18 protein-coding genes and 1 pseudogene are annotated in these 18,954 nt (G+C 63.8%); 6 read left to right on the top strand and 13 right to left on the bottom strand.

From position 1 onward, the window contains the following. Window positions 1-63: 63 nt before the first annotated feature. Window positions 64-999 (bottom strand): 2-dehydropantoate 2-reductase, encoded by a 936-nt coding sequence (panE, locus tag P9220_RS14375; protein ID WP_309765670.1) that lies wholly within the window; start codon window positions 997-999, stop codon window positions 64-66. 33 nt (window positions 1,000-1,032) lie between these two features. Then, window positions 1,033-1,404: a hypothetical protein gene (locus P9220_RS14370; protein ID WP_309765669.1), complete on the bottom strand. Its 372-nt coding sequence runs from the start codon at window positions 1,402-1,404 to the stop codon at window positions 1,033-1,035. A 211-nt stretch (window positions 1,405-1,615) separates the two neighbouring features. Here P9220_RS14370 and gndA point away from each other — a divergent pair, with 211 nt between their 5' ends. After that, a complete protein-coding gene (gene gndA, locus P9220_RS14365) occupies window positions 1,616-3,022 on the top strand; it encodes an NADP-dependent phosphogluconate dehydrogenase (RefSeq protein WP_309765668.1) in 1,407 nt (468 codons plus the stop codon). A 48-nt stretch (window positions 3,023-3,070) separates the two neighbouring features. Here the strand turns inward: gndA and P9220_RS14360 are convergent, their stop codons facing one another. From P9220_RS14360 to P9220_RS14335, 6 genes are read right to left on the bottom strand one after another with little or no spacing between them, the layout of a single operon-like run. Next, window positions 3,071-4,192: a Gfo/Idh/MocA family oxidoreductase gene (locus P9220_RS14360; protein ID WP_309765667.1), complete on the bottom strand. Its 1,122-nt coding sequence runs from the start codon at window positions 4,190-4,192 to the stop codon at window positions 3,071-3,073. Further along, on the bottom strand, window positions 4,189-5,250 hold the full coding sequence (locus P9220_RS14355; protein WP_309765666.1) for a sugar phosphate isomerase/epimerase family protein: 1,062 nt from the start codon (window positions 5,248-5,250) through the stop codon (window positions 4,189-4,191). Before P9220_RS14355 ends, P9220_RS14360 begins: the two co-directional genes overlap by 4 nt. Before the next feature lie 47 nt (window positions 5,251-5,297). Next, window positions 5,298-6,260: a substrate-binding domain-containing protein gene (locus P9220_RS14350; RefSeq protein WP_309765665.1), complete on the bottom strand. Its 963-nt coding sequence runs from the start codon at window positions 6,258-6,260 to the stop codon at window positions 5,298-5,300. Window positions 6,261-6,282: 22 nt separating this feature from the next. After that, window positions 6,283-7,299: an ABC transporter permease gene (locus P9220_RS14345; RefSeq protein WP_309765664.1), complete on the bottom strand. Its 1,017-nt coding sequence runs from the start codon at window positions 7,297-7,299 to the stop codon at window positions 6,283-6,285. Beyond that, a complete protein-coding gene (locus tag P9220_RS14340; protein WP_309765663.1) occupies window positions 7,280-8,767 on the bottom strand; it encodes a sugar ABC transporter ATP-binding protein in 1,488 nt (495 codons plus the stop codon). The genes P9220_RS14345 and P9220_RS14340 overlap by 20 nt, the downstream gene beginning before the upstream one ends. A gap of 2 nt (window positions 8,768-8,769) precedes the next feature. After that, window positions 8,770-9,789 carry a LacI family DNA-binding transcriptional regulator gene (locus P9220_RS14335; protein ID WP_309765662.1) on the bottom strand — a complete coding sequence of 340 codons (1,020 nt, stop codon included), beginning with the start codon at window positions 9,787-9,789 and terminating at the stop codon, window positions 8,770-8,772. Window positions 9,790-9,954: 165 nt separating this feature from the next. Here P9220_RS14335 and P9220_RS14330 point away from each other — a divergent pair, with 165 nt between their 5' ends. Further along, window positions 9,955-10,371, top strand: coding sequence for a YciI family protein (locus P9220_RS14330; RefSeq protein WP_309765661.1), 417 nt, complete (start codon window positions 9,955-9,957; stop codon window positions 10,369-10,371). A 7-nt stretch (window positions 10,372-10,378) separates the two neighbouring features. On the opposite strand, the gene P9220_RS14325 is transcribed toward P9220_RS14330, so the two are convergent. Together P9220_RS14325 and P9220_RS14320 are read right to left on the bottom strand one after the other, a co-directional pair. Further along, complete coding sequence (locus P9220_RS14325) at window positions 10,379-11,086, bottom strand: SDR family oxidoreductase (protein WP_309765660.1); 708 nt, start codon at window positions 11,084-11,086, stop codon at window positions 10,379-10,381. A 79-nt stretch (window positions 11,087-11,165) separates the two neighbouring features. Next, window positions 11,166-11,594, bottom strand: coding sequence for a MarR family winged helix-turn-helix transcriptional regulator (locus P9220_RS14320; RefSeq protein WP_309765659.1), 429 nt, complete (start codon window positions 11,592-11,594; stop codon window positions 11,166-11,168). Between the two features lie 343 nt (window positions 11,595-11,937). Here P9220_RS14320 and P9220_RS14315 point away from each other — a divergent pair, with 343 nt between their 5' ends. Beyond that, on the top strand, window positions 11,938-13,095 hold the full coding sequence (locus tag P9220_RS14315) for a branched-chain amino acid ABC transporter substrate-binding protein (RefSeq protein ID WP_309765658.1): 1,158 nt from the start codon (window positions 11,938-11,940) through the stop codon (window positions 13,093-13,095). Here P9220_RS14315 and P9220_RS14310 read toward each other — a convergent pair. Continuing rightward, complete coding sequence (locus P9220_RS14310) at window positions 13,076-14,005, bottom strand: LysR substrate-binding domain-containing protein (RefSeq protein ID WP_309765657.1); 930 nt, start codon at window positions 14,003-14,005, stop codon at window positions 13,076-13,078. The two genes, P9220_RS14315 and P9220_RS14310, sit on opposite strands and share 20 nt — an antisense overlap. 116 nt (window positions 14,006-14,121) lie before the next feature. On the opposite strand from P9220_RS14310, the gene P9220_RS14305 reads away from it, so the two are divergent. From P9220_RS14305 to P9220_RS14295, 3 genes are all read left to right on the top strand, one after another. After that, window positions 14,122-15,276 (top strand): methionine aminotransferase, encoded by a 1,155-nt coding sequence (locus P9220_RS14305; RefSeq protein ID WP_309765656.1) that lies wholly within the window; start codon window positions 14,122-14,124, stop codon window positions 15,274-15,276. A 26-nt stretch (window positions 15,277-15,302) separates the two neighbouring features. Beyond that, the gene (locus tag P9220_RS14300) at window positions 15,303-16,085 is read left to right on the top strand and encodes an ABC transporter substrate-binding protein (protein ID WP_309765655.1); all 783 of its coding nucleotides are present in this window, start codon (window positions 15,303-15,305) and stop codon (window positions 16,083-16,085) included. Between the two features lie 242 nt (window positions 16,086-16,327). Next, window positions 16,328-17,899 (top strand): DHA2 family efflux MFS transporter permease subunit, encoded by a 1,572-nt coding sequence (locus P9220_RS14295; protein ID WP_309765654.1) that lies wholly within the window; start codon window positions 16,328-16,330, stop codon window positions 17,897-17,899. A 43-nt stretch (window positions 17,900-17,942) separates the two neighbouring features. Here the strand turns inward: P9220_RS14295 and P9220_RS14290 are convergent. Next, a pseudogene (locus P9220_RS14290) lies at window positions 17,943-18,319 on the bottom strand (restriction endonuclease). After that, a complete protein-coding gene (locus tag P9220_RS14285) occupies window positions 18,262-18,861 on the bottom strand; it encodes a hypothetical protein (RefSeq protein ID WP_309766853.1) in 600 nt (199 codons plus the stop codon). Before P9220_RS14285 ends, P9220_RS14290 begins: the two are co-directional and overlap by 58 nt. Window positions 18,862-18,954: the final 93 nt, after the last annotated feature.

Genomic DNA, 18,954 nt, shown 5'->3' with positions numbered 1-18,954 from the left:
GGCGCGCAAGAAAAGGCGAGAAAGCGGCAAGCGTACAGCGTCAGGTGCGCCTCTCGCAATTGCTCAGCCTTTCGACGCACGCCCGCGCCGCGCCTCATACGCCTTCAAGTGCGCGTAGGCGACCGCCAGCAACGACGTTCCATCCACCGCTGCCTTTCGCCGCGCCAACAGATTCCCGACGATATGATCCGCTTCGATCGCCGCGTCGTTTTCGATGTCGCGCAGCATCGACGCGGTCATCAGCGAGCCGCGCTCCGAGAAGAACGTGCGCGAGCGCGCGATCACCGCTTCGCCCGGCGCATGACCGTTGTCACGGGCGACGCCGCTGCATTCTTCGAAGAGCCCGCGCAGCAGCGCTTCGCCGCCGGGCGCGGCCACGATATCGCCAATGGGCGCGCGCATCAGACAGGTTCCGGCGGCGAGCGTCGCGAGGAAAACCCACTTGTCCCACATTGCCTGCAGGATGTTCTCGGTGACGTTCAGTTCAAAGCGCGCGCCGGCCAGTTGCTCACCGATCGAATCGATACGCGCTGACCGCCCGCCCGCGCGTTCGCCGATGGTCATCGACTGCATCGTGTTCAGATGAACGATTGCGCCGTGAGCATCGAGCGTCGCCGCGATCACGCATTGGCCGCCCAGCACCTTGTCCGCGCCGAAGCGCGCGTCGAGCGCATCGAGATGCGCCATGCCGTTCAGGAGCGGCAGGATGGCCGTATCCGGGCCGACGGCGGGCGCCAGCGAATCGATCGCACTGTCGAGATCGTAAGCCTTGCAACTGAGCAGCACGAGATCGAACGGCTTGTCGATATCCTGCGTGAGCACGATCGGCGGATTGGTGAAACGCACATCGCCCTCGGGGCTTCGCACGTTCAGGCCGCCGTCGCGCAGCCGTTGCGCACGCCGCTCGCGCACGAGAAACGTCACGTCGCGGCCCGCTTCGAGCAGCCGCGCCCCGAAATATCCGCCGATGGCGCCCGCGCCCACTACCAGAATCCGCATGCCTCGCTCCTTGTTGTCGATTGTCCGTTTCGCTCAAGCCTGCCACACGCCATAGCCCGCTTCGCGCAAGCCGATTGCGAGTTCCACTTCCATGTCGCGTGCGCCGTCGTAGGGCATCGGGTTGTACATCTCGTACAGATGGGGCAGAAGGCGCAGCCCGAAGTCCCGCACGAACCGGTTCGACTGGATGCCGGCCTTGTGCTTGTCGAAACGCACGTCCGGGTCGATGCCCGTCATCCCGACATAGACGAACGGCTTGCCGGGCACGTAATCCGGGTTCGCGCGACGAAAGCGCGCCTCGTTCCAGACGGCGTCCGACAGTTCGACGACATAAACCGAATAGTGATGCGCTCGTGTGCGCCGGGACAGCGCCATGAAGAATGCGATACGGTCAGGGGCGTCCATTCTATGCCGATGCCCGCACGCGCGCGCGGTCGCGACCGCTGCCGGATGCGGCTCAAAGTGGTAAATTCGGGCGGTCTGCGCTCGCCCACTGGACATGCGTCGTTCGAATCCAGGACGCACCGTGGCGCGCGAGCGCCGCATCCATCGACAGTTTTCATCCGAAGCGCCCGCGCCACGAGCGGCAGGCGCTTCGGTCATTCGGAGATCAAGCATGAGCAAACAAGCTATCGGCGTGGTGGGCCTCGCCGTCATGGGCCGCAATCTGGCCTTGAACATCGAGAGCCGCGGGCACGCCGTTTCGGTCTACAACCGCAGCCGCGCCAAAACCGACGAACTGATTGCCGAACATTCCGACAAGAAGCTCGTGCCGACGTACACGCTCGAAGAGTTCGTGCAATCGCTCGAAACGCCGCGCCGCATTCTGCTCATGGTGAAGGCCGGCGCGGGCACCGACGAGACCATTGCGCAACTGCGTCCGCTGCTCGAAAAAGGCGACATTCTGATCGACGGCGGCAATACGCATTTCACCGATACCATCCGCCGCAATCAGGACCTCGCGAAGTCGGGCCTGCATTTCATCGGCACGGGCGTGTCGGGCGGCGAGGAAGGCGCGCTGAAGGGACCGTCGATCATGCCGGGCGGGCAGAAGGAAGCGTACGAACTCGTCGCGCCGATCCTGCACGAAATCGCGGCGAAGGCGCCGGACGGCGAGCCGTGCGTCGCGTACATGGGTCCGGACGGCGCGGGCCACTTCGTGAAGATGGTGCACAACGGCATCGAGTACGGCGACATGCAGTTGATCGCCGAGAGCTATGACGTGCTGAAGCGCGTGGCGGGCTTGTCGAACGACGAGCTCGGCAAGGTGTATGTCGAGTGGAATCAGGGCGAGCTGGACAGCTATCTGATCGAGATCACGTCGAAGATTTTTTCGAAGAAGGACGATGAGACGGGCAAGGATCTCGTCGATGTCATTCTCGACCGCGCGGCGCAGAAGGGCACCGGCAAGTGGACGAGCCAGAACGCGCTCGATCTCGGCGCGCCGTTGCCGCTGATTACCGAAGCGGTGTTTGCGCGCGTGCTGTCGTCGCTGAAGGATCAGCGCGTCAAGGCGAGCAAGGTGCTCTCCGGCCCGTCGCCGAAGTTCGATGGCGATCGTGAAGCGTTCATCGAATCGGTGCGTCGTGCGTTGTATCTGTCGAAGATCGTGTCGTATGCGCAGGGCTTTGCGCAGTTGCGCGCGGCATCGGATGAGTACAACTGGAACCTGCAGTACGGCGAGATCGCGAAGATTTTCCGCGCGGGCTGCATCATCCGTGCGCGCTTCCTGCAGAAGATCACGGATGCTTACGCGGCTGACAAGGACCTCGCGAATCTGCTGCTCGATCCGTATTTCAGCGATATCGCGGCGAAGTATCAGGATGCGTTGCGCGATGTCGTGGTCGCGGCGGTGAAGGCGGGGATTCCGGTGCCCGCGTTCTCGTCGGCGATCGCTTATTTCGATGCGTATCGGTCGGAAAGGCTGCCGGCCAATCTCGTGCAGGCGCAACGCGATTTCTTCGGCGCGCATACGTTCGAGCGGACGGACAAGGCGGGGAGTTATCACGCGAATTGGGCGTGATGACCTGAACCGTTGAAGGAGCGGGGCAGCCGAAAGCTGCCCCGTTTTTCAATCGATGCCGACCCACGCCCCATCACTCCGGCTACTCCTCAACACCCCTTCCACGAACCTCAACCCCGCGACCCCATCCTCGACGGTAGTCAACCAGTCATCCCCTTGAGTCGTCCCGCTCGCAATACACGCCGCCGCGTCCGTATAAACCTGCGCGAACGCTTCGATATACCCCTCCGGATGCCCTGCCGGCACGCGCGTCGCATGTTGCGCCTCGATGCCCTGCACCCGTCCGCGCGTCAGGCGCCGCGACGTCCCGCCGACCGGCGTGAACCACAACTCATTCGGCGACTGCTGATCGAACGCGAGACCCGCCTTCGTCCCATACACGCGCAAGCGCAAGCCGTTCTCTTCGCCCGCCGCAACCTGACTCGCCCACAACATGCCGCGCGCTCCGTTCGGATACCGAAGCATCGCCTGAACGTGATCGTCGACACGCCGCCCGGGCACGAACGTCGTCACTTCCGCCGATAGCTCCGACGGCCGCATTCCCGTCACGTATTCGGCAAGCTGATACGCGTGCGTGCCGATGTCGCCGAGACAGCCCGCCGGCCCCGCCATCGACGGGTCCGTGCGCCACGCCGCCTGACGGTTCGCCTGCGTCTCCACCGGCAACGAGAGCCAGTCCTGCGCATATTCCACCTGCACGACGCGGATATCGCCGAGCATGCCCTGCCGCACCATCGCGCGAGCGTGGCGCACGAGCGGATAGCCCGTGTACGTGTACGTCACCGCGAACACGAGCCCCTTCTCTCGCGCGAGCCTTGCGAGCGCCTCGCCTTCATCGAGCGATACGGCGAGCGGCTTGTCGCAGATCACGTGAATGCCCGCTTCGAGAAAGGCGGTCGCGATCGGCGCATGCAGATGGTTCGGCGTGACGATCGCCACCGCTTCGATACCATCGGAGCGGCCCGCCTCGATGCGCGCCATCTCGCGATAATCGTCATAGCTGCGCGGCAAGCCGATCGCCGCCGCGCTCGATGCCGCCCGCCGCGCATCCGACGACAACGCGCCCGCCACCAGCTCATAGCGATCGTCGAGCCGCGCCGCCATCCGATGCACCGCGCCGATGAACGCGCCCTCGCCCCCGCCGACCATCCCCAGGCGCACGCGTTTCATCGCTCGTCTCCGATGCCCAGCACATCGCGCATTCGCTCCCGGCTCGCGCCGCTGCCGGCGAAGTCATCGAATGCACGCTCCGCCACGCGGATGATGTGATCGCGGATGAACACCACCCCCTCGCGCGCGCCATCCTCCGGATGCTTCAACGCACATTCCCATTCGAGCACGGCCCAGCCTGCGAAGTCGTACTGCGCCATCTTCGAGAAGATCGCCTTGAAGTCGATCTGGCCATCGCCGAGCGAACGAAAACGTCCGGCGCGATCCACCCATCCCGAGTAGCCGCCATACACGCCTTGCCGTCCGTCGGGGCGAAACTCTGCGTCCTTCACATGAAACGCCTTGATGCGCGCGTGATAAATGTCGATGAACGCCAGATAGTCGAGCTGCTGCAACACGAAGTGGCTCGGATCGAAGAGGATGTTCGCGCGCGGATGATCGTCCACCGCCGCGAGAAAGCGCTCGAACGTCACGCCATCGTGCAGGTCTTCGCCAGGATGCAGCTCGTAGCACACATCGACGCCCGCGCGATCGAACTCATCGAGAATCGGACGCCAGCGTTTCGCCAGTTCATCGAATGCCGCTTCGACGAGACCTGCCGGACGCTGCGGCCACGGATACACATACGGCCACGCGAGCGCCCCCGAGAACGTGACATGCGCGTTCAATCCAAGGCGCTTCGATGCCGCCGCCGCATGCTTCAGCTGCGATATCGCCCATTCGGTCCGCGCGGACGGATTGCCCCGCACATGGGGCGCCGCGAAGCCATCGAACAGCGTGTCGTAAGCGGGATGCACCGCGACGAGCTGCCCCTGCAGATGCGTCGACAATTCGGTGATCGCGACGCCCGCATCTTCCACGGTGCGGCGGATATCATCGCAATATGCATCGCTCGATGCGGCCTTCTCGAGATCGATCAGGCGCGCATCGCAAGGCACCTGGATGCCCTCGTAGCCGAGCGAAGCCGCCCACGACGCTAGGTTCTTCAACGAATCGAACGGCGCGGCGTCGCCCATGAACTGCGCGAGAAAAATCGCAGGGCCCTTGATGGTCTTCATCTTTCGCCTCGATAAGAATGCCGGTCAACGCGTGACCGGCCTGGCGTTCAGAACGGCGAGTTCGGATAGTAGAACTGCTTCGCGTTGTCCTTCGTGATGAGCACCGAAGGAATGATGGTCGTCGGCGGCAGCTTGTCGCCCTTGAGACGCGCTTCGGCGGTCAGCTTGATCGCGTCGTAGATGAACTTCGGCGAGTAGGAGACATCGGCCTGCACGCGCTTGTCGCCATCCATGATGCGTTTCACCGCTTCCTTCGATCCCGCACCGCCGAACACTTCCTTGATGTCGGTGCGCTTCGCCTGATCGATCGCCTTCAGCACGCCGATCATCATGTCGTCGTCGGCGGCCCATACGGCGTCGATATGCTTGAAGCGCGTGAGATAGTCCTGCATCACCTTGAACGCGTCATCGCGATTCCAGTTCGCATACTTCGCGTCCAGTATCCTGATGTCCGGATGCTGCTTGATCACGCCTTCGAAGGCAGTCCAGCGTTCGTTGTCGAGCGTCGTCGGAATGCCGCGCAGCGCGACGATATCGCCACGGCCGTTGAGCGTTTTCGCGAGATACTCGGCGGGCAGCTTGCCGAACGCGGTGTTGTCGCCAGCAACGTAGGCATCCTGAGCATTGGTATCCGTCAGGCCGCGATCGACGACCGTCACGTACACGCCCTTCTTCTTCACTTGCGCCACCGGCTGCGTGAGCGAAGCCGATTCGAACGGGAAGATGACGAGCGCATTGATCTTGTTGACGGTCACGAGATCCTGCAGCTGATTCGCCTGCTCGGGCGCGCCGCCCGCCGTCTTGACGATGATCTTCAGGTCCGGATGCGCCTTTTCCAGCTCCTTTTTCGCCTCGTTCGCCCACCAGACGATGCCGCCCGTGAAGCCGTGCGTGGCGGTCGGGATGGCGACGCCCACCACGACCTTGTCGGCGGCGCGAGCGGATGGCGCAACGGCGAACGCGCTCGCCGTGAGCGTCAGCGCGGTGAGCGCGCGGAAGAGTTTCTTCATGACGATGTCTCCTGTTCGATTATTAACGACGGCCACGCTGCAAGAAGGCTACGAAGATGATCACGGCACCCTGCACCGCCGCGTTCAGATACACGCTGATGATGCTCGTGAGATTGAGGATGTTGTTGATGACCGATAGCAGGATCGCACCGATGACCGTGCCGATCACGCGCCCTTCGCCGCCCTTGAGCGCCGTGCCGCCGACCACGACGGCCGCGATCGCTTCGAGCTCCCACAAGAGGCCGGTCGTTGGCGTCGCAGAACCGAGGCGCGGGACATAGAGCACGGTCGCCACCGCGACGCACAACCCGAGCAGCACATAGGTCGCGATTTTCACGTGATCGACGCGTATCGCCGCATAACGCGCGACCTGCTCGTTCGACCCGATGGCCTGCACGTGCCGCCCGAACACCGTGCGGTTCAGCACGAGCGCACCGCCTCCCGCGACGATCGCGAAGACCCAGATCGGCACCGGCACGCCGAAGAGGCTCGCGTAATACACCGGGCCGTAGAGATCGACGAGGGAATTGTCGAGCGTCAGCGCGCCGCCGTCCGCGAGCCACGTCAGCAGCGCGCGAAAAACGCCGAGCGTGCCGAGCGTCACGATGAACGGTTCGATGCGCCCTTTCGTCACGAGCAGGCCATGCGCAAGACCGAACAGCGCGCCGAGCACGAGCGCGAGCACGATGCCGAGCGCGACGATCAGAAGCGGCGGCACCGCATGGCCGCTTGCTCCCTGCATCAACCCGTTCATCATGTAGATCATGCTGCCCGCGATCAGCGCGGCCATCGATCCCACCGACAGATCGATGCCGCCCGAGATGATCACGAAGGTCATGCCCACCGCGATGATGCCGATGAACGACGTGCGCGTGAGCACGTTCATCGCGTTATCGACCGTGGCGAAGTCGCTGTTGAGCAGCGTGCCGCCGATACATAGCGCAATCAGCCCGAGCAGCGGCCCGATGCCGAACAGGATGCGCGAAATGGCGGCGAAACGGCTTTCGCGTTCGGTGTCTTCAGTGTGTGCCGGTCGCATGCGCGATCAACCTCTCTTCGGTCAGAAGGTCCATGCCGAGTGTCGCGACGAGTTCGCCCGCGCGCATCACCGCGACGCGATGGCATAGCCCGATCAGTTCGATCAGCTCGGAAGAAATGACGATTACCGCGCGCCCTTCGGCGGCGAGGCGATGAATCAGAAAGTAGATGTCGCGTTTCGCGCCGACATCCACGCCGCGCGTGGGTTCATCGAGCACGATCACGCGTGGATCGGGATGCAGGAACTTGGCGAGCGCGAGCTTTTGCTGGTTCCCGCCGGACAACATGCGCGCGCGGTTTCCCGCATTGCCCGTGCGAATGCCGAAGTCCTTCAGCGCGACGCCGAGCGCATTGCGCTCCGCGCGTTTGTCGATGAGCGGATGCGCGTAGCGTTCGAGCGTCATCATCGTGAGGTTGTCCTTCAACGCCATGTCGACGTGCAGGCCGCGTCCCTTGCGGTCTTCGCTCAGATACGTGATGCCGTGACGCATCGCGTCGCGCGGGCTTTTCAGCGTGGCCGCCTCGCCCGCGATCGACACGCGTCCCGTGCTCAAGGTCCGCAGGCCCACGAGCGCTTCGAACAATTCGGTGCGTCCCGCGCCGACGAGTCCCGCAAAGCCGAACACTTCACCTTCGCGCACCGAGAAGCTCACGCCATCGGCCCAGCCCGGCACCGATGCCGCTTCCACTTCGAACGCGACGCGCGCATCGGCGGCAAGGGCGGGCTTCGGCGGAAACATGTCGGAGACTTCACGGCCGACCATCAGATTCGCCATCTGCTGCCGCGTCAGGTCGGACGTGGGCGCGCGCGCGACGAAACGGCCATCGCGCATCACGATGACTTCATCCGTCACGCGCTCGACTTCATCCAGCTTGTGCGAGATATAGACGATGGTCGCGCCGGCGTCCTTCAGGCGCGCCATCAGCGCGAAGAGGCGCTGCGTTTCGGAGGGCGTGAGCGTCGCCGTCGGCTCGTCCATGATGAGCAGGCGCGCATCGCGCAGCATGGCCTTCGCGATCTCCACGAGCTGCTTCTCCGCGACGATCAGTTCGCGCACCCTGGTATCGGGATTCTTGTGCAGGCCGACTTCGGCGAGCGCGGCGCGGGCCTCGTCGCGCATCGACGGTTCATCGAGAAAATAGCCTTTGCGCAGCTCGTGCCCGAGATACATGTTCTGCGTGATGCTCAGATGATCCGCGAGATTCAGCTCCTGGTGAATCAGCACGATGCCCGCGCGTTCGGCATCGCGCGAACTCGTGAAGTCCGCGCGCGCGCCATCGATCGACACGATGCCTGCGCTCGGCCGCTCGTAGCCCGCGAGAATCTTCATCAGCGTGGACTTGCCCGCGCCGTTCTCGCCGAGCAGGCCATAGATGCGTCCGGGCGCGAGATCGAAGCTCACGCCATGCAGCACGCGCACCGGCCCGAACTGCTTCTCGATTCCCTCAAAGCGCACGGCAAGGCTCATTGTCAGGCGCTCCTTCGTTGGATCAGCCGATGCGGCAGCAGCACGCCCGGCACATCCGCGCGTGGATCGCGCAGGCGCCGGAGCAGCAGATCGGCGGCGGCTTCGCCGAGCGCCTGCATCGGCTGCGCGACGGTCGTCAGCGGCGGATCGACGTGCGCCGCCACGGCGATATCGTCGAAGCCGACGACGGCGATATCGTCCGGCACGCGCAGGCCCACGCCGCGCAAGCCGTTCATCACGCCGATCGCGAGCGTGTCCGAGACCGCGAAGATCGCCGTCGGCCTGTCGCGACCAAGCGATGCGAGCTGCACGGCGGCACGTTCGCCCGCGTCGTAGTCGAGGCTGTCGAGGTCGATGCGCCATGCCGGATTCGGCGCGATGCCCGCGGCTTCGAGCGCATCGCGATAGCCTGCGAGCCGCTGCCGTCCGTACAGATAGCCCTGGCCCGAACCGACCAGCGCAATGCGCTCGTGACCCTTGCCGATCAGATATCGCACGACGTCGCCCGCTGCAAGATGATTGTCGATGCCGACATACGGCACGCCCGCGTCGGGATCGAACTCGCAGCACGCAACCCACGGCAGCGTCGATGCCTCGTCGGCCAGCGCGTTCTGCACGGCGGCGGGATCGAGACAGATGGCGCCATCGGCGCGCCGTCCCCGCAACAGGTCGAAATAGCTGCGTTCGCGTAAGGGGTCTGCGCCGGTATCGCACAGCAGCATGAAATAACCATTTTGACGCGCTACGCTGTCGATGCCGCGCACGATCGCCGCGTAGAACGGGTTGCCGAAGTCGGGCACCATCGTGAGGAGGAGGCGGCTCTCGGCCGTGCGAAGATTGCGAGCCAGCTCGTTGATGCGATAGCCGCTCGCCGCGACCGCCGCGCGCACCTTGTCGCGTGTGATCTCGCGCACGTTCGTGTGGCCGTTGAGCACGCGCGATACCGTCGCGACGGACACGCCTGCGCGTGCCGCGACATCGGCAATCGATACTTCCTCACGGGGACGAACGGTTTCCGACATGCTGCGCGCCACGACGGCGGACGGGATGTAATGGATTACATTATTTGATCCGACGTGCCCGCATGGCAACCGGAATCGGATAGGGATAAACGCTTAATGTCGATTCGGCGTGGGTTCGGTCGTCGTGACGTCATGACCCGACGAACCACCACGAGGAGCACGTCCATGCGATTCATGATGCTGATGATCCCGCGCGGTTACGAGAGCGCGGAACCCGGCACGATGCCGGGCGCCGAAGCCGTCGCCGCGATGATGAAATACAACGAAGCGCTGCAGAAGGCCGGCGTGCTGCTCGCGCTCGACGGGCTGCATCCGCCGTCGATGGGCGCGCGCGTCAGCTTCGAAGAAGGCAAGCCGCGCGTCGTCGACGGCCCGTTTGCCGAAGCTAAGGAAGTGCTCGGCGGTTACTGGATGATTCAGGTCAGTTCGCGCGAGGAAGCGATCGAATGGGCGAAGCGTTGCCCCGGCTCGCCGAACGAGACGATCGAAGTGCGGCAGGTCATGGAGTTCGACGACTTCCCGCCCGATGTGCAGGAAGCGTCCGCTGGCTTCGACGAGATGCAGAAGGCGGCGAAGCGGTAACGCCGGATCAGCGCGGGATGCCGGTGATATAGACCGGCGCTTGCGTCGAAAGCGATTGCTTGACGGCGCGGCCGGTGTCGTCGACGAGCACCTCTTCTTCGCCGCGCTCGACCGCCGCCAGCACTTGCTCGACCACGCTTGCCGGCGATGTCTTCGGCGCCGCGACTTCCGCGACCATGTCCGTGTCGATATAACCGGGATGCACGCCGACCACGAGCGTGCCCTGTGCGCGCAGTTCGTCGCGCAGCGCGTTGGTCACCGCCCACGCCGCCGACTTCGACACGCTGTACGCGCCGCCATCGGGCAATACGACCCAGCTCAGCACGGACAGCACGTTGACGACCGCGCCGCCGCCGTTCTTCCCGAGAACGGGCGCGAACGCCTGCGTGACGTTGAGCGGTCCGATCGCGTTCACTTCGATGAGATCGCGCACGCCCTGTGTCGATGCCGGATCGAGCAGCGGGCCGCGCGTGAGCGCACCTGCGTTGTTGATGACGATCTGCACGTCGGTGTACGTCGCTGCGGCCTGCGCGATCTCCGCGGAATTCGTCACATCGAGCTTGATGGCCTTCGCGCCTTCGATATCGACGCTGCCCGGATTGCGCGCCGCCGCATAGACTTTCGCTGCACCCGCATCGAGGAGCGACTTCACGAACTGCTTGCCGAGACCGCGATTCGCGCCGGTGACGAGAACGACCTTTCCTTTGATCTGCATGACGACCTCCACTTGAAGTGCATATGCACTGAAAACGGTATATAAAAGCCCGCATCGCTGCGAGCCACGGTTCAATCGATCATTCCATCTCGGTCAGTTCGAAGAGCGTCTTGCGCAAAGCCTTCGCGCGCTTCTCGCCGAACTTCGCTTCGAATTCCGTCTGCGCCGCGCGCCATTGCTCGTAGCCCTGCGCGAGCATGACCTTGCCCGCCGCCGTCAGCTTCAATCCGACCGCGCGCGAACTCGGCGCTTGCTGCTCCATCTCGACGATGCCATCGCGCTGCAGCGGCTTGAGCGCGCGCACGAGCGTGGTCCGATCCATCACCATCGATTCCGACAGCTCGGCCATCTGCACGCCTGGCTTGCGGGAAATCGCGGCAATGAGCGTGAACTGCGCCGGCGTGATGCCCACGACGCTCATATGCCGCTCGTAAAGCTGCGATACATAGCGCGCGGCCTGACGAATGGCGAAGCAATTGCAATCGAGAGGAGAAGAATTCGTTGTCATGGATGCAGCCTATCTGTGCATATGCACTTCGTCAAGCACGGCGTTTTTATCGCGACGATAGGCGCGGCACAAATCGTCGCGCGAGACGAAGCGCAAAAACCCGCGCCGCCGCGCCGCATCTGCGAAAGCGCGCGGCCGGGCCTGTGCCGAAATCCGCATTCCGTTCGCGATGAAACGACAAGACGCGGCGAATTTGGCTTCCTACATTGCCCATGTCCGCCGCTCTCGCGCGAGGGCAACTCCGTCTTGCCGGCGGGTAATTGATCGTGTTCCATGCAGTGGTCATGCGCGATGCAACGGCCACGTCTGACCGGACTGCCAAACCACAACAGGAGAGGAAACCATGCGTATCCGCACGAGCTTCAAACAGTCTGCATGGATCGCGGCGTGCGCCGCCGCGTTCGCCGCCGCGCCGATGATGGCTGCAGCCGAGGACGTCACGGTGAAGGTCGGTTTCGCCGCCCCTCTCACCGGCGCGAATGCAGGCTACGGAAAGGACCTCCAGAACGGCGTGCAACTCGCGCTCGACGAAGCCAACGCCAAAAAAATCACCATCGGCGGCAAGACGGCGAAGTTCGAGATCGCGGCGCAAGACGATCAGGCCGATCCGCGCGTCGGCGTGCAGGCGGCGCAAAAACTCGTCGATGACGGCGTCGCGGTCGTCGTCGGCCACTTCAATTCGGGCACGACGCTGCCCGCCTCGCCGATCTACAACAACGCCGGCATCCCGATGATCGATCCCGCCGCGACCAACCCGACCATCACGACGCGCGGCCTCGAGAACATCTTCACGGTGATCTCGAGCGATGCGCAGAACGCGGGCAACGCCGGCGTGTACGCGGTGACGACGACGAAGGCGAAGCGCATCGCGATCATTGACGATCGCACGGCCTTCGGTCAGGGCGAAGCCGACGAGTTCGAGAAGGCAGTGAAGGCGAACGGAGGCAATATCGTCGCGCGTGAATTCAGCGACAACCAGACCGTCGACTTCAGCGCGCAGCTCACGCGCCTGAAGGCCGTGAACGCGGACCTGATCTTCTTCGGCGGACTGGACCGGCAAGCGGCGGCGGTCGTCAAGCGGATGAAGCAGCTCGGCGTGAACGCGCAGTTCGTCGGCGGCGGCGGCGTGATGGACGCCGATTTCCTCAAGCTCGCCGGCGATGCCGCCGAAGGCGCGCAGGCGTGGGAATACGGCAGTCCGCTCGACAAACTTCCGCAAGGCAAGGCGTTCGGCGACAAATTCCAGAAGCGCTTCGGCGTCGCGATCCTCTCGTATGCGCCGTTCGGCTACGACGCCGCATGGGCCGCCATCAACGCGATGCAGAAGGCGAACTCCGCCGATCCGAAGGTGTATCGCCCGGTGCTGAAGAGCATATCGTTCGAGGGCATCACCGGCCCGATCGCGTTCGACGAAAAGGGCGCGCTGAAGAATGCGTCCTCGACGCTCTATCAGGTAAAGAACGGACAGTGGGAAACGATCGTCACGAAACACGGGATGTAGCGTGCAGCGCGTTCCGCGTGGCCGCGGCCTCGCCGTCGAGCCACTGCGCGAACTGCCGCAGCGCGGACGACGGCGCGGGCCGCTCCGGATAGACCAGGTAATAGCCCGCGCCGCTCGGCACGCGCAGTGAAAACGGCGCGATCACGCGTCTTGCGCGCAGGTCTTCTTCGATCAGCGATACGTCGCCGATGGTCACACCGAGACCCTGCATCGCCGATGACATCGCAAGATCGAGCGTATCGAAATGCTGCGCTTTCGCCGATGGCAAGCCCGCGTAGCCGTATGCGCCGAGCCACAGCAGCCAGTCGCGGCGATCGCGCGTCGGATGAAGCAGCGTCTTGCCGGCGAGGTCGCCTGGCGTGGGCGTCGTGTGCCTGCGCGGCTTCCACAGTTCGGGCGCGCATACGGGCGTCAGCACTTCGTCGAAAAGAGGATGCACGGTCACGCCTTTCATCGACGACACCACGGCCGGCACGCCGAAGACGATGGCGGCATCGAAATGCTCGGCGTCGAACTCGACGCCATGCGACACCGACGCCGTCACTTCCACCACCAGTTCCGGCCGCTCGTTCTGCAGGCGGATGACGCGCGGCAGCACCCAGCGCATCGCGCAGGTCGGGCATTTGACGCGCAGCGTGCCGGACTGGCTGCCGCTTTTGGCGAGCGCATCGCCGATTTGCGCGAACGCCTGCTGCAGCGGCGCGACCAGCAGCGTTCCCTGATGCGTGAGCGCGAGCCCGCGCGCCTGCCGCACGAAGAGCGCATAGCCGAGATGCGCTTCGAGTCCGGCGATTTGCCGGCTCACCGCGCCCTGCGTGACGTTGAGCAGGTCTGCGGCGCGCGTGAAGTTCAGCTTCTGGGCGACCACGAGGAAGGTCTTCAGCACGTCCAGCGAAGGCAGCGGTTTCATCGGGTTTTTGTCGAGTAGCCATGAGCAGCAAGCATGGCTAGTATGACAAACTTTCGATTGTCGGCGCTTTATTGCCGCGGTTGAATCGCCGCAATGCCAAAGTGGAGTCTTCTGCCGTGCAAAGCGCCTGCATCCCCGAGTCCAAACTGCCGAATGTCGGCACGACCATTTTTACCGTCATCGGCCAGCTTGCCGATGAACACGATGCGCTGAACCTGTCGCAAGGCGCGCCGAACTTCGCGTGCGATCCGAAGCTCGTCGACGCGGTTACGCGAGCCATGCGGGCAGGACATAACCAGTACTCGCCGATGGCCGGCACGGTCGCGCTGCGCGAGGCGATCGCCGTGAAGACGCTTAAGCTCTACGGCGCGCAATACGATCCGGGCACGGAAGTGACGGTCGTCGCGAGCGCGAGCGAAGGGTTGTACGCGACGATCAGCGCGCTCGTGCATCCCGGCGACGAGGTGATCTACTTCGAGCCGTCGTTCGACAGCTATGCGCCCATCGTGCAGCTTCAGGGCGCGAAGCCGGTTGCGATCAAGCTGTCGCCGGAAGATTTCAGCATCGACTGGGACGAAGTCGCCGCCGCGATCACGCGGAAGACGCGCATGATTCTCGTCAACACGCCGCACAACCCGACGGGCAGCGCATTCACGCCCGCCGATATCGAGCGGCTCACGGCGCTCACGCGCGGCACGAAGATCGTCGTGCTGTCGGACGAAGTGTACGAACATGTCGTCTTCGATGGCGCGCTGCATCACGGGATGGCGCGTTATCCCGAACTGGCCGCGCGCAGCGTGATCGTGTCGTCGTTCGGCAAGTCGTATCACGTGACGGGCTGGCGCGTCGGTTATTGCCTCGCGCCGGCGGCGCTCACCGCCGAAATCCGCAAGGTCCACCAGTTCATGACCTTTTCCGCCGATACCCCGATGCAGATGGCCTTCGCCGAGGCGCTCGCGGACGAATCCAGCTATCTGCATCTCGGGCCGTTCTACCAGCACAAGCGCGACGTGCTCGCGAAGGCGCTCGAAGGCTCGCGCTTCGAGCTATTGCCGAGCGCGGGCAGCTTTTTCATGCTCGCGCGCTACAGCGCCATTTCGGACGAGCGCGACAGCGACTTCGTGCTTCGGCTGATCCGCGAGGCGCGCGTCGCGACCATTCCGCTGTCCGCGTTTTATACCGATGGCACCGACAATCGCCTGATCCGTCTTTCGTTCGCGAAGGACGACGACACGCTCACCGAAGGCGCGCGCCGCCTTTGCTCGATTTAGCCTTTCGTTTTCCGGAGACCATCACGATGAAGAAGAATCACATTGCGGCCGCGCTGTTGATCGCGTGCTCGTTCGCAAGCGGCGCCGCGCTCGCCGCCGATACGCTGCGCTTCGGCCTCGAAGCGCAATATCCGCCGTTCGAATCGAAGTCCGCGACGGGCGAGCTGGAAGGGCTGGACATCGACGTGGGCAATGCGGTCTGCGCCGCCGCGAAGATGCAGTGCAAGTGGGTCGAGACCTCGTTCGACGGCCTCATTCCCGCGCTGCAGGGCCGCAAGTTCGACGCGATCAACTCCGCGATGAACGCGACCGAGCAACGCCGCCAGGCGATCGATTTCACGACGGTCGTGTATCGCGTGCCGACGCAGCTCATCGCGAAGACGGGTAGCGGTATCGAGCCGACGCCGGCGTCGCTGAAGGGCAAGAGCGTGGGCGTGCTGCAGGGCTCGATTCAGGAGACGTTCGCGAAGGCGCATTGGGAGAACGAGGGCGTGAAGGTCGTGCCATATCAGGATCAGAATCAGGTTTACACGGACCTGAAGTCAGGCCGCCTCGATGCGACCCTCGTGCTCGCGCCCGCCGGTCAAAGCGGCTTTCTGTCGAAGCCTGACGGCGCGGGCTATGCGTTCGTCGGCGCGCCGGTGCGCGATGACAAGATTCTCGGCAGCGGCATCGCTTACGGCATCCGCAAGGGCGACGATGCGCTCAAGACGAAGCTGAACGCCGCGATCGAGAAGGTCAAGGCGGACGGGACCATCGACAAGTACGCGAAGAAGTATCTGGGGAACATCGACATTTCGGCGAAGTAAGGCGGGGCGTGCGCGGCGTGCGTGTCGCGCACGCGTCGGTTCAGAGCTGCAGGAAGGTGCGAACCGCGAGCTTTCCAGCGGATGGCCCGGTCTCGCAGCGTGTCGACGCGTCGATACGCGCGCTGATGCTGCGTCAGGACGCCTATCGTCCGTCTGTCCAGCAGCATTCACTGACAACAGGCACACTTGCGGATCGACCAACCGCCGTCGCATGACCCGCGCGGCGATTCACCGGGAACCGCATGAGCACGCCGCCGCCAACCAACGCCGGGCAGCCGACGCCGCCGCCGCTTCAGGGCGCTCGACTCGTGCTCGCCACCTTTGCCGTGGCGCTCGCGACGTTCATGAACGTACTCGATTCGTCGATTGCGAACGTCGCGATTCCGACGATCTCCGGCAATCTCGGCGTGTCCGTCAACGAAGGCACCTGGGTCATCACGGTGTTTGCGGCATCGAATGCGGTGTCGATTCCGCTTACCGGCTGGCTCACGCAACGGCTCGGGCAGATCCGGCTCTTCGTCGGCGCCATTCTGATGTTCGTGCTGTCGTCGTGGCTGTGCGGCCTCGCGCCGAACCTGCCGGTGCTGCTTGTTGCGCGCGTGCTGCAGGGCGCGGTCGCCGGGCCGCTGATCCCGCTTTCGCAGGCGATCCTGCTCGGCTCGTATCCGAAAGAGAAGTCGTCGATGGCCCTCGCGCTATGGGCGATGACCGCGACCGTCGGCCCCATCGCCGGCCCGGCGCTCGGCGGCTGGATCACCGACAGCTATTCGTGGTCGTGGATCTTCTACATCAACATTCCGGTCGGCCTTTTCGCGGCGGGCGTGACGTGGGCGATCTACAGCAAGCGCGAATCGCCGACGCGCAAGGCGCCCATCGACGTGATCGGCCTCGCGCTGCTCGTCACATGGGTTGCGTCGCTGCAGATCATGCTCGACAAGGGACGCGACCTGGACTGGTTCTCGTCGCCGGTGATCGTCGTGCTGGCGATCGTCGCGGCCATCTCGTTCGCGTTCTTCGTCGTATGGGAGCTGACGGAGGCGAACCCGGTCGTCGACCTGCGCCTTTTCGCGGGGCGCAACTTCTTCGGTGGCACGGTGGCGATATCTGTCGCGTATGGCGTCTTCTTCGGCAACCTCGTGCTCCTGCCGCAATGGATGCAGCAGTATCTGAACTACCGTTCCGTCGACGCCGGCCTCGTCACCGCGCCGCTCGGCGTGTTCGCCGTGATCCTTGCGCCGGTGATGGGCAAGGTGCTGCCGCGCAGCGACGCCCGCGTGATCGCGACGATGGCGTTCATCGGCTTTGCATTCGTGTTCTGGCTGCGGTCCAGGTACGTGATCGAGATCGACACCTTCCATCTCGTGCTGCCGACGCTGCTGCAGGGCATTCCGATGGCGATGTTCTTCGTGCCGCTCACGGCGATCGTCTTGTCGGGCTTGCCGCCATCGAAGATTCCGGGGGCGGCGGGATTGTCCAACTTCGCGCGCGTGTTCTGTGGCGCAGTGGGCACGTCGCTCGCGGGCAACGCGTGGGACAACCGCATCGCGCTGCATCACGAGCGGCTGACCGATGTGGCGAATATCTATAACCCGGCGTTTTCCCAGTCGCTCGCGATGTCGCAATCGACGCTCGGCATCAGCGAAGCACAGGCGCGCGGCATGTTCAACTTCACGGTGAACTCGCAGGCCGCGATGATGGGGCTCAACGATATCTTTCTGATCTCGGCGGTAATTTTCATTCTGATCATTCCGCTGATCTGGATCACGAAGGTGGCGAAAGGCGGCGGGGGTGGAGCGGCGGCGGGGGCGCATTGATGCCTTGGAGTATCAGTCATAGAGCCGTTGCGCCCGCGCGTTTTTAGCTCTGCGGCGTCAAGAAATATATGGGCGTCAGCGGCATGCGCGCCCGTGCATTGTCGTCGAGCTTCCCATAGAACTCGATCCACAGTTCAATGAGGCGCTCTGCATCGATCAGTGTGATCTTGCGGCGCTCCTGGTCCCGCGCGAACGATTCCGCATCGCGGGTGAATCCGCCTAGAGAAACGAAGAGTCCGACGTCGTCATCGTTGATGATAGCGATGAAGGACTTGAGCCCGTCCTTGTCGACCGATGCCCTATCCGCTTCACCTGCACCTTGATGCGCGGTGCTCGCGTGCCCAGCGGATCCATATTCGCGATTATATCGACTCCGCCGTCCTTGCCTGGCGGCGATACCCAGCCGATGTGGTAACCCATCGCCCGCAACAGATCCGCGACGAGATCCTGAAAATCGTACGGTGGCATCTTGTGGAGATGCTGTTCGATCTCGCCCCACGCTTGCTCCTCGGCCTGTCATATGTGACGCTGGCCGCTTCCGCGTCAGCATCGAATGACAGCGCGACCTGCTCGCTTAACTTCGCTGAGACGTTGACTAGTCCGACGGGATCGCGAGACTGTGACGCCCGCCACTGTGCATACAGCCGACCGGTTTCGCGGCAGAATTCAGCAGGATCCTTGAACTTTGCATCGGCCGATATTCCGACGTCCGTCACTGCCCATATTCCCTTGTGCTTTACGAGCCAGCCCCCTTTCACGCAGGCCACAGTGGCAAACCGCACTATCTTCTCGAAGCGCCTCACACCGCTTTCATAGTGACCGGATTCATACGGCGTGAGCGTCACAGTGTTGGCGAGCGCTTCGAGCGCCTTGCCGGCAGGCATCCCCTCGGGATGCAACTTCAAGATTTCGAACAGTTTCTTCAACAGTTCGCCAGTGCGTTGTCTGGAAGTTTCGGCCATTGCTATTCCTTCGTCGTACCGCGCATATATGTGGGGAGCGCGGAAAGACTGCAATTGTCCCTGTGCAGAGCGATACAACAGTCAAAATTGTTG

This window comes from Caballeronia sp. LZ016 (assembly GCF_031450805.1).
GTDB lineage: Bacteria > Pseudomonadota > Gammaproteobacteria > Burkholderiales > Burkholderiaceae > Caballeronia.
The sequence above is the reverse complement of the archived record's forward strand: the minus strand, read 5'-3'. Positions and strand labels throughout refer to the sequence as shown.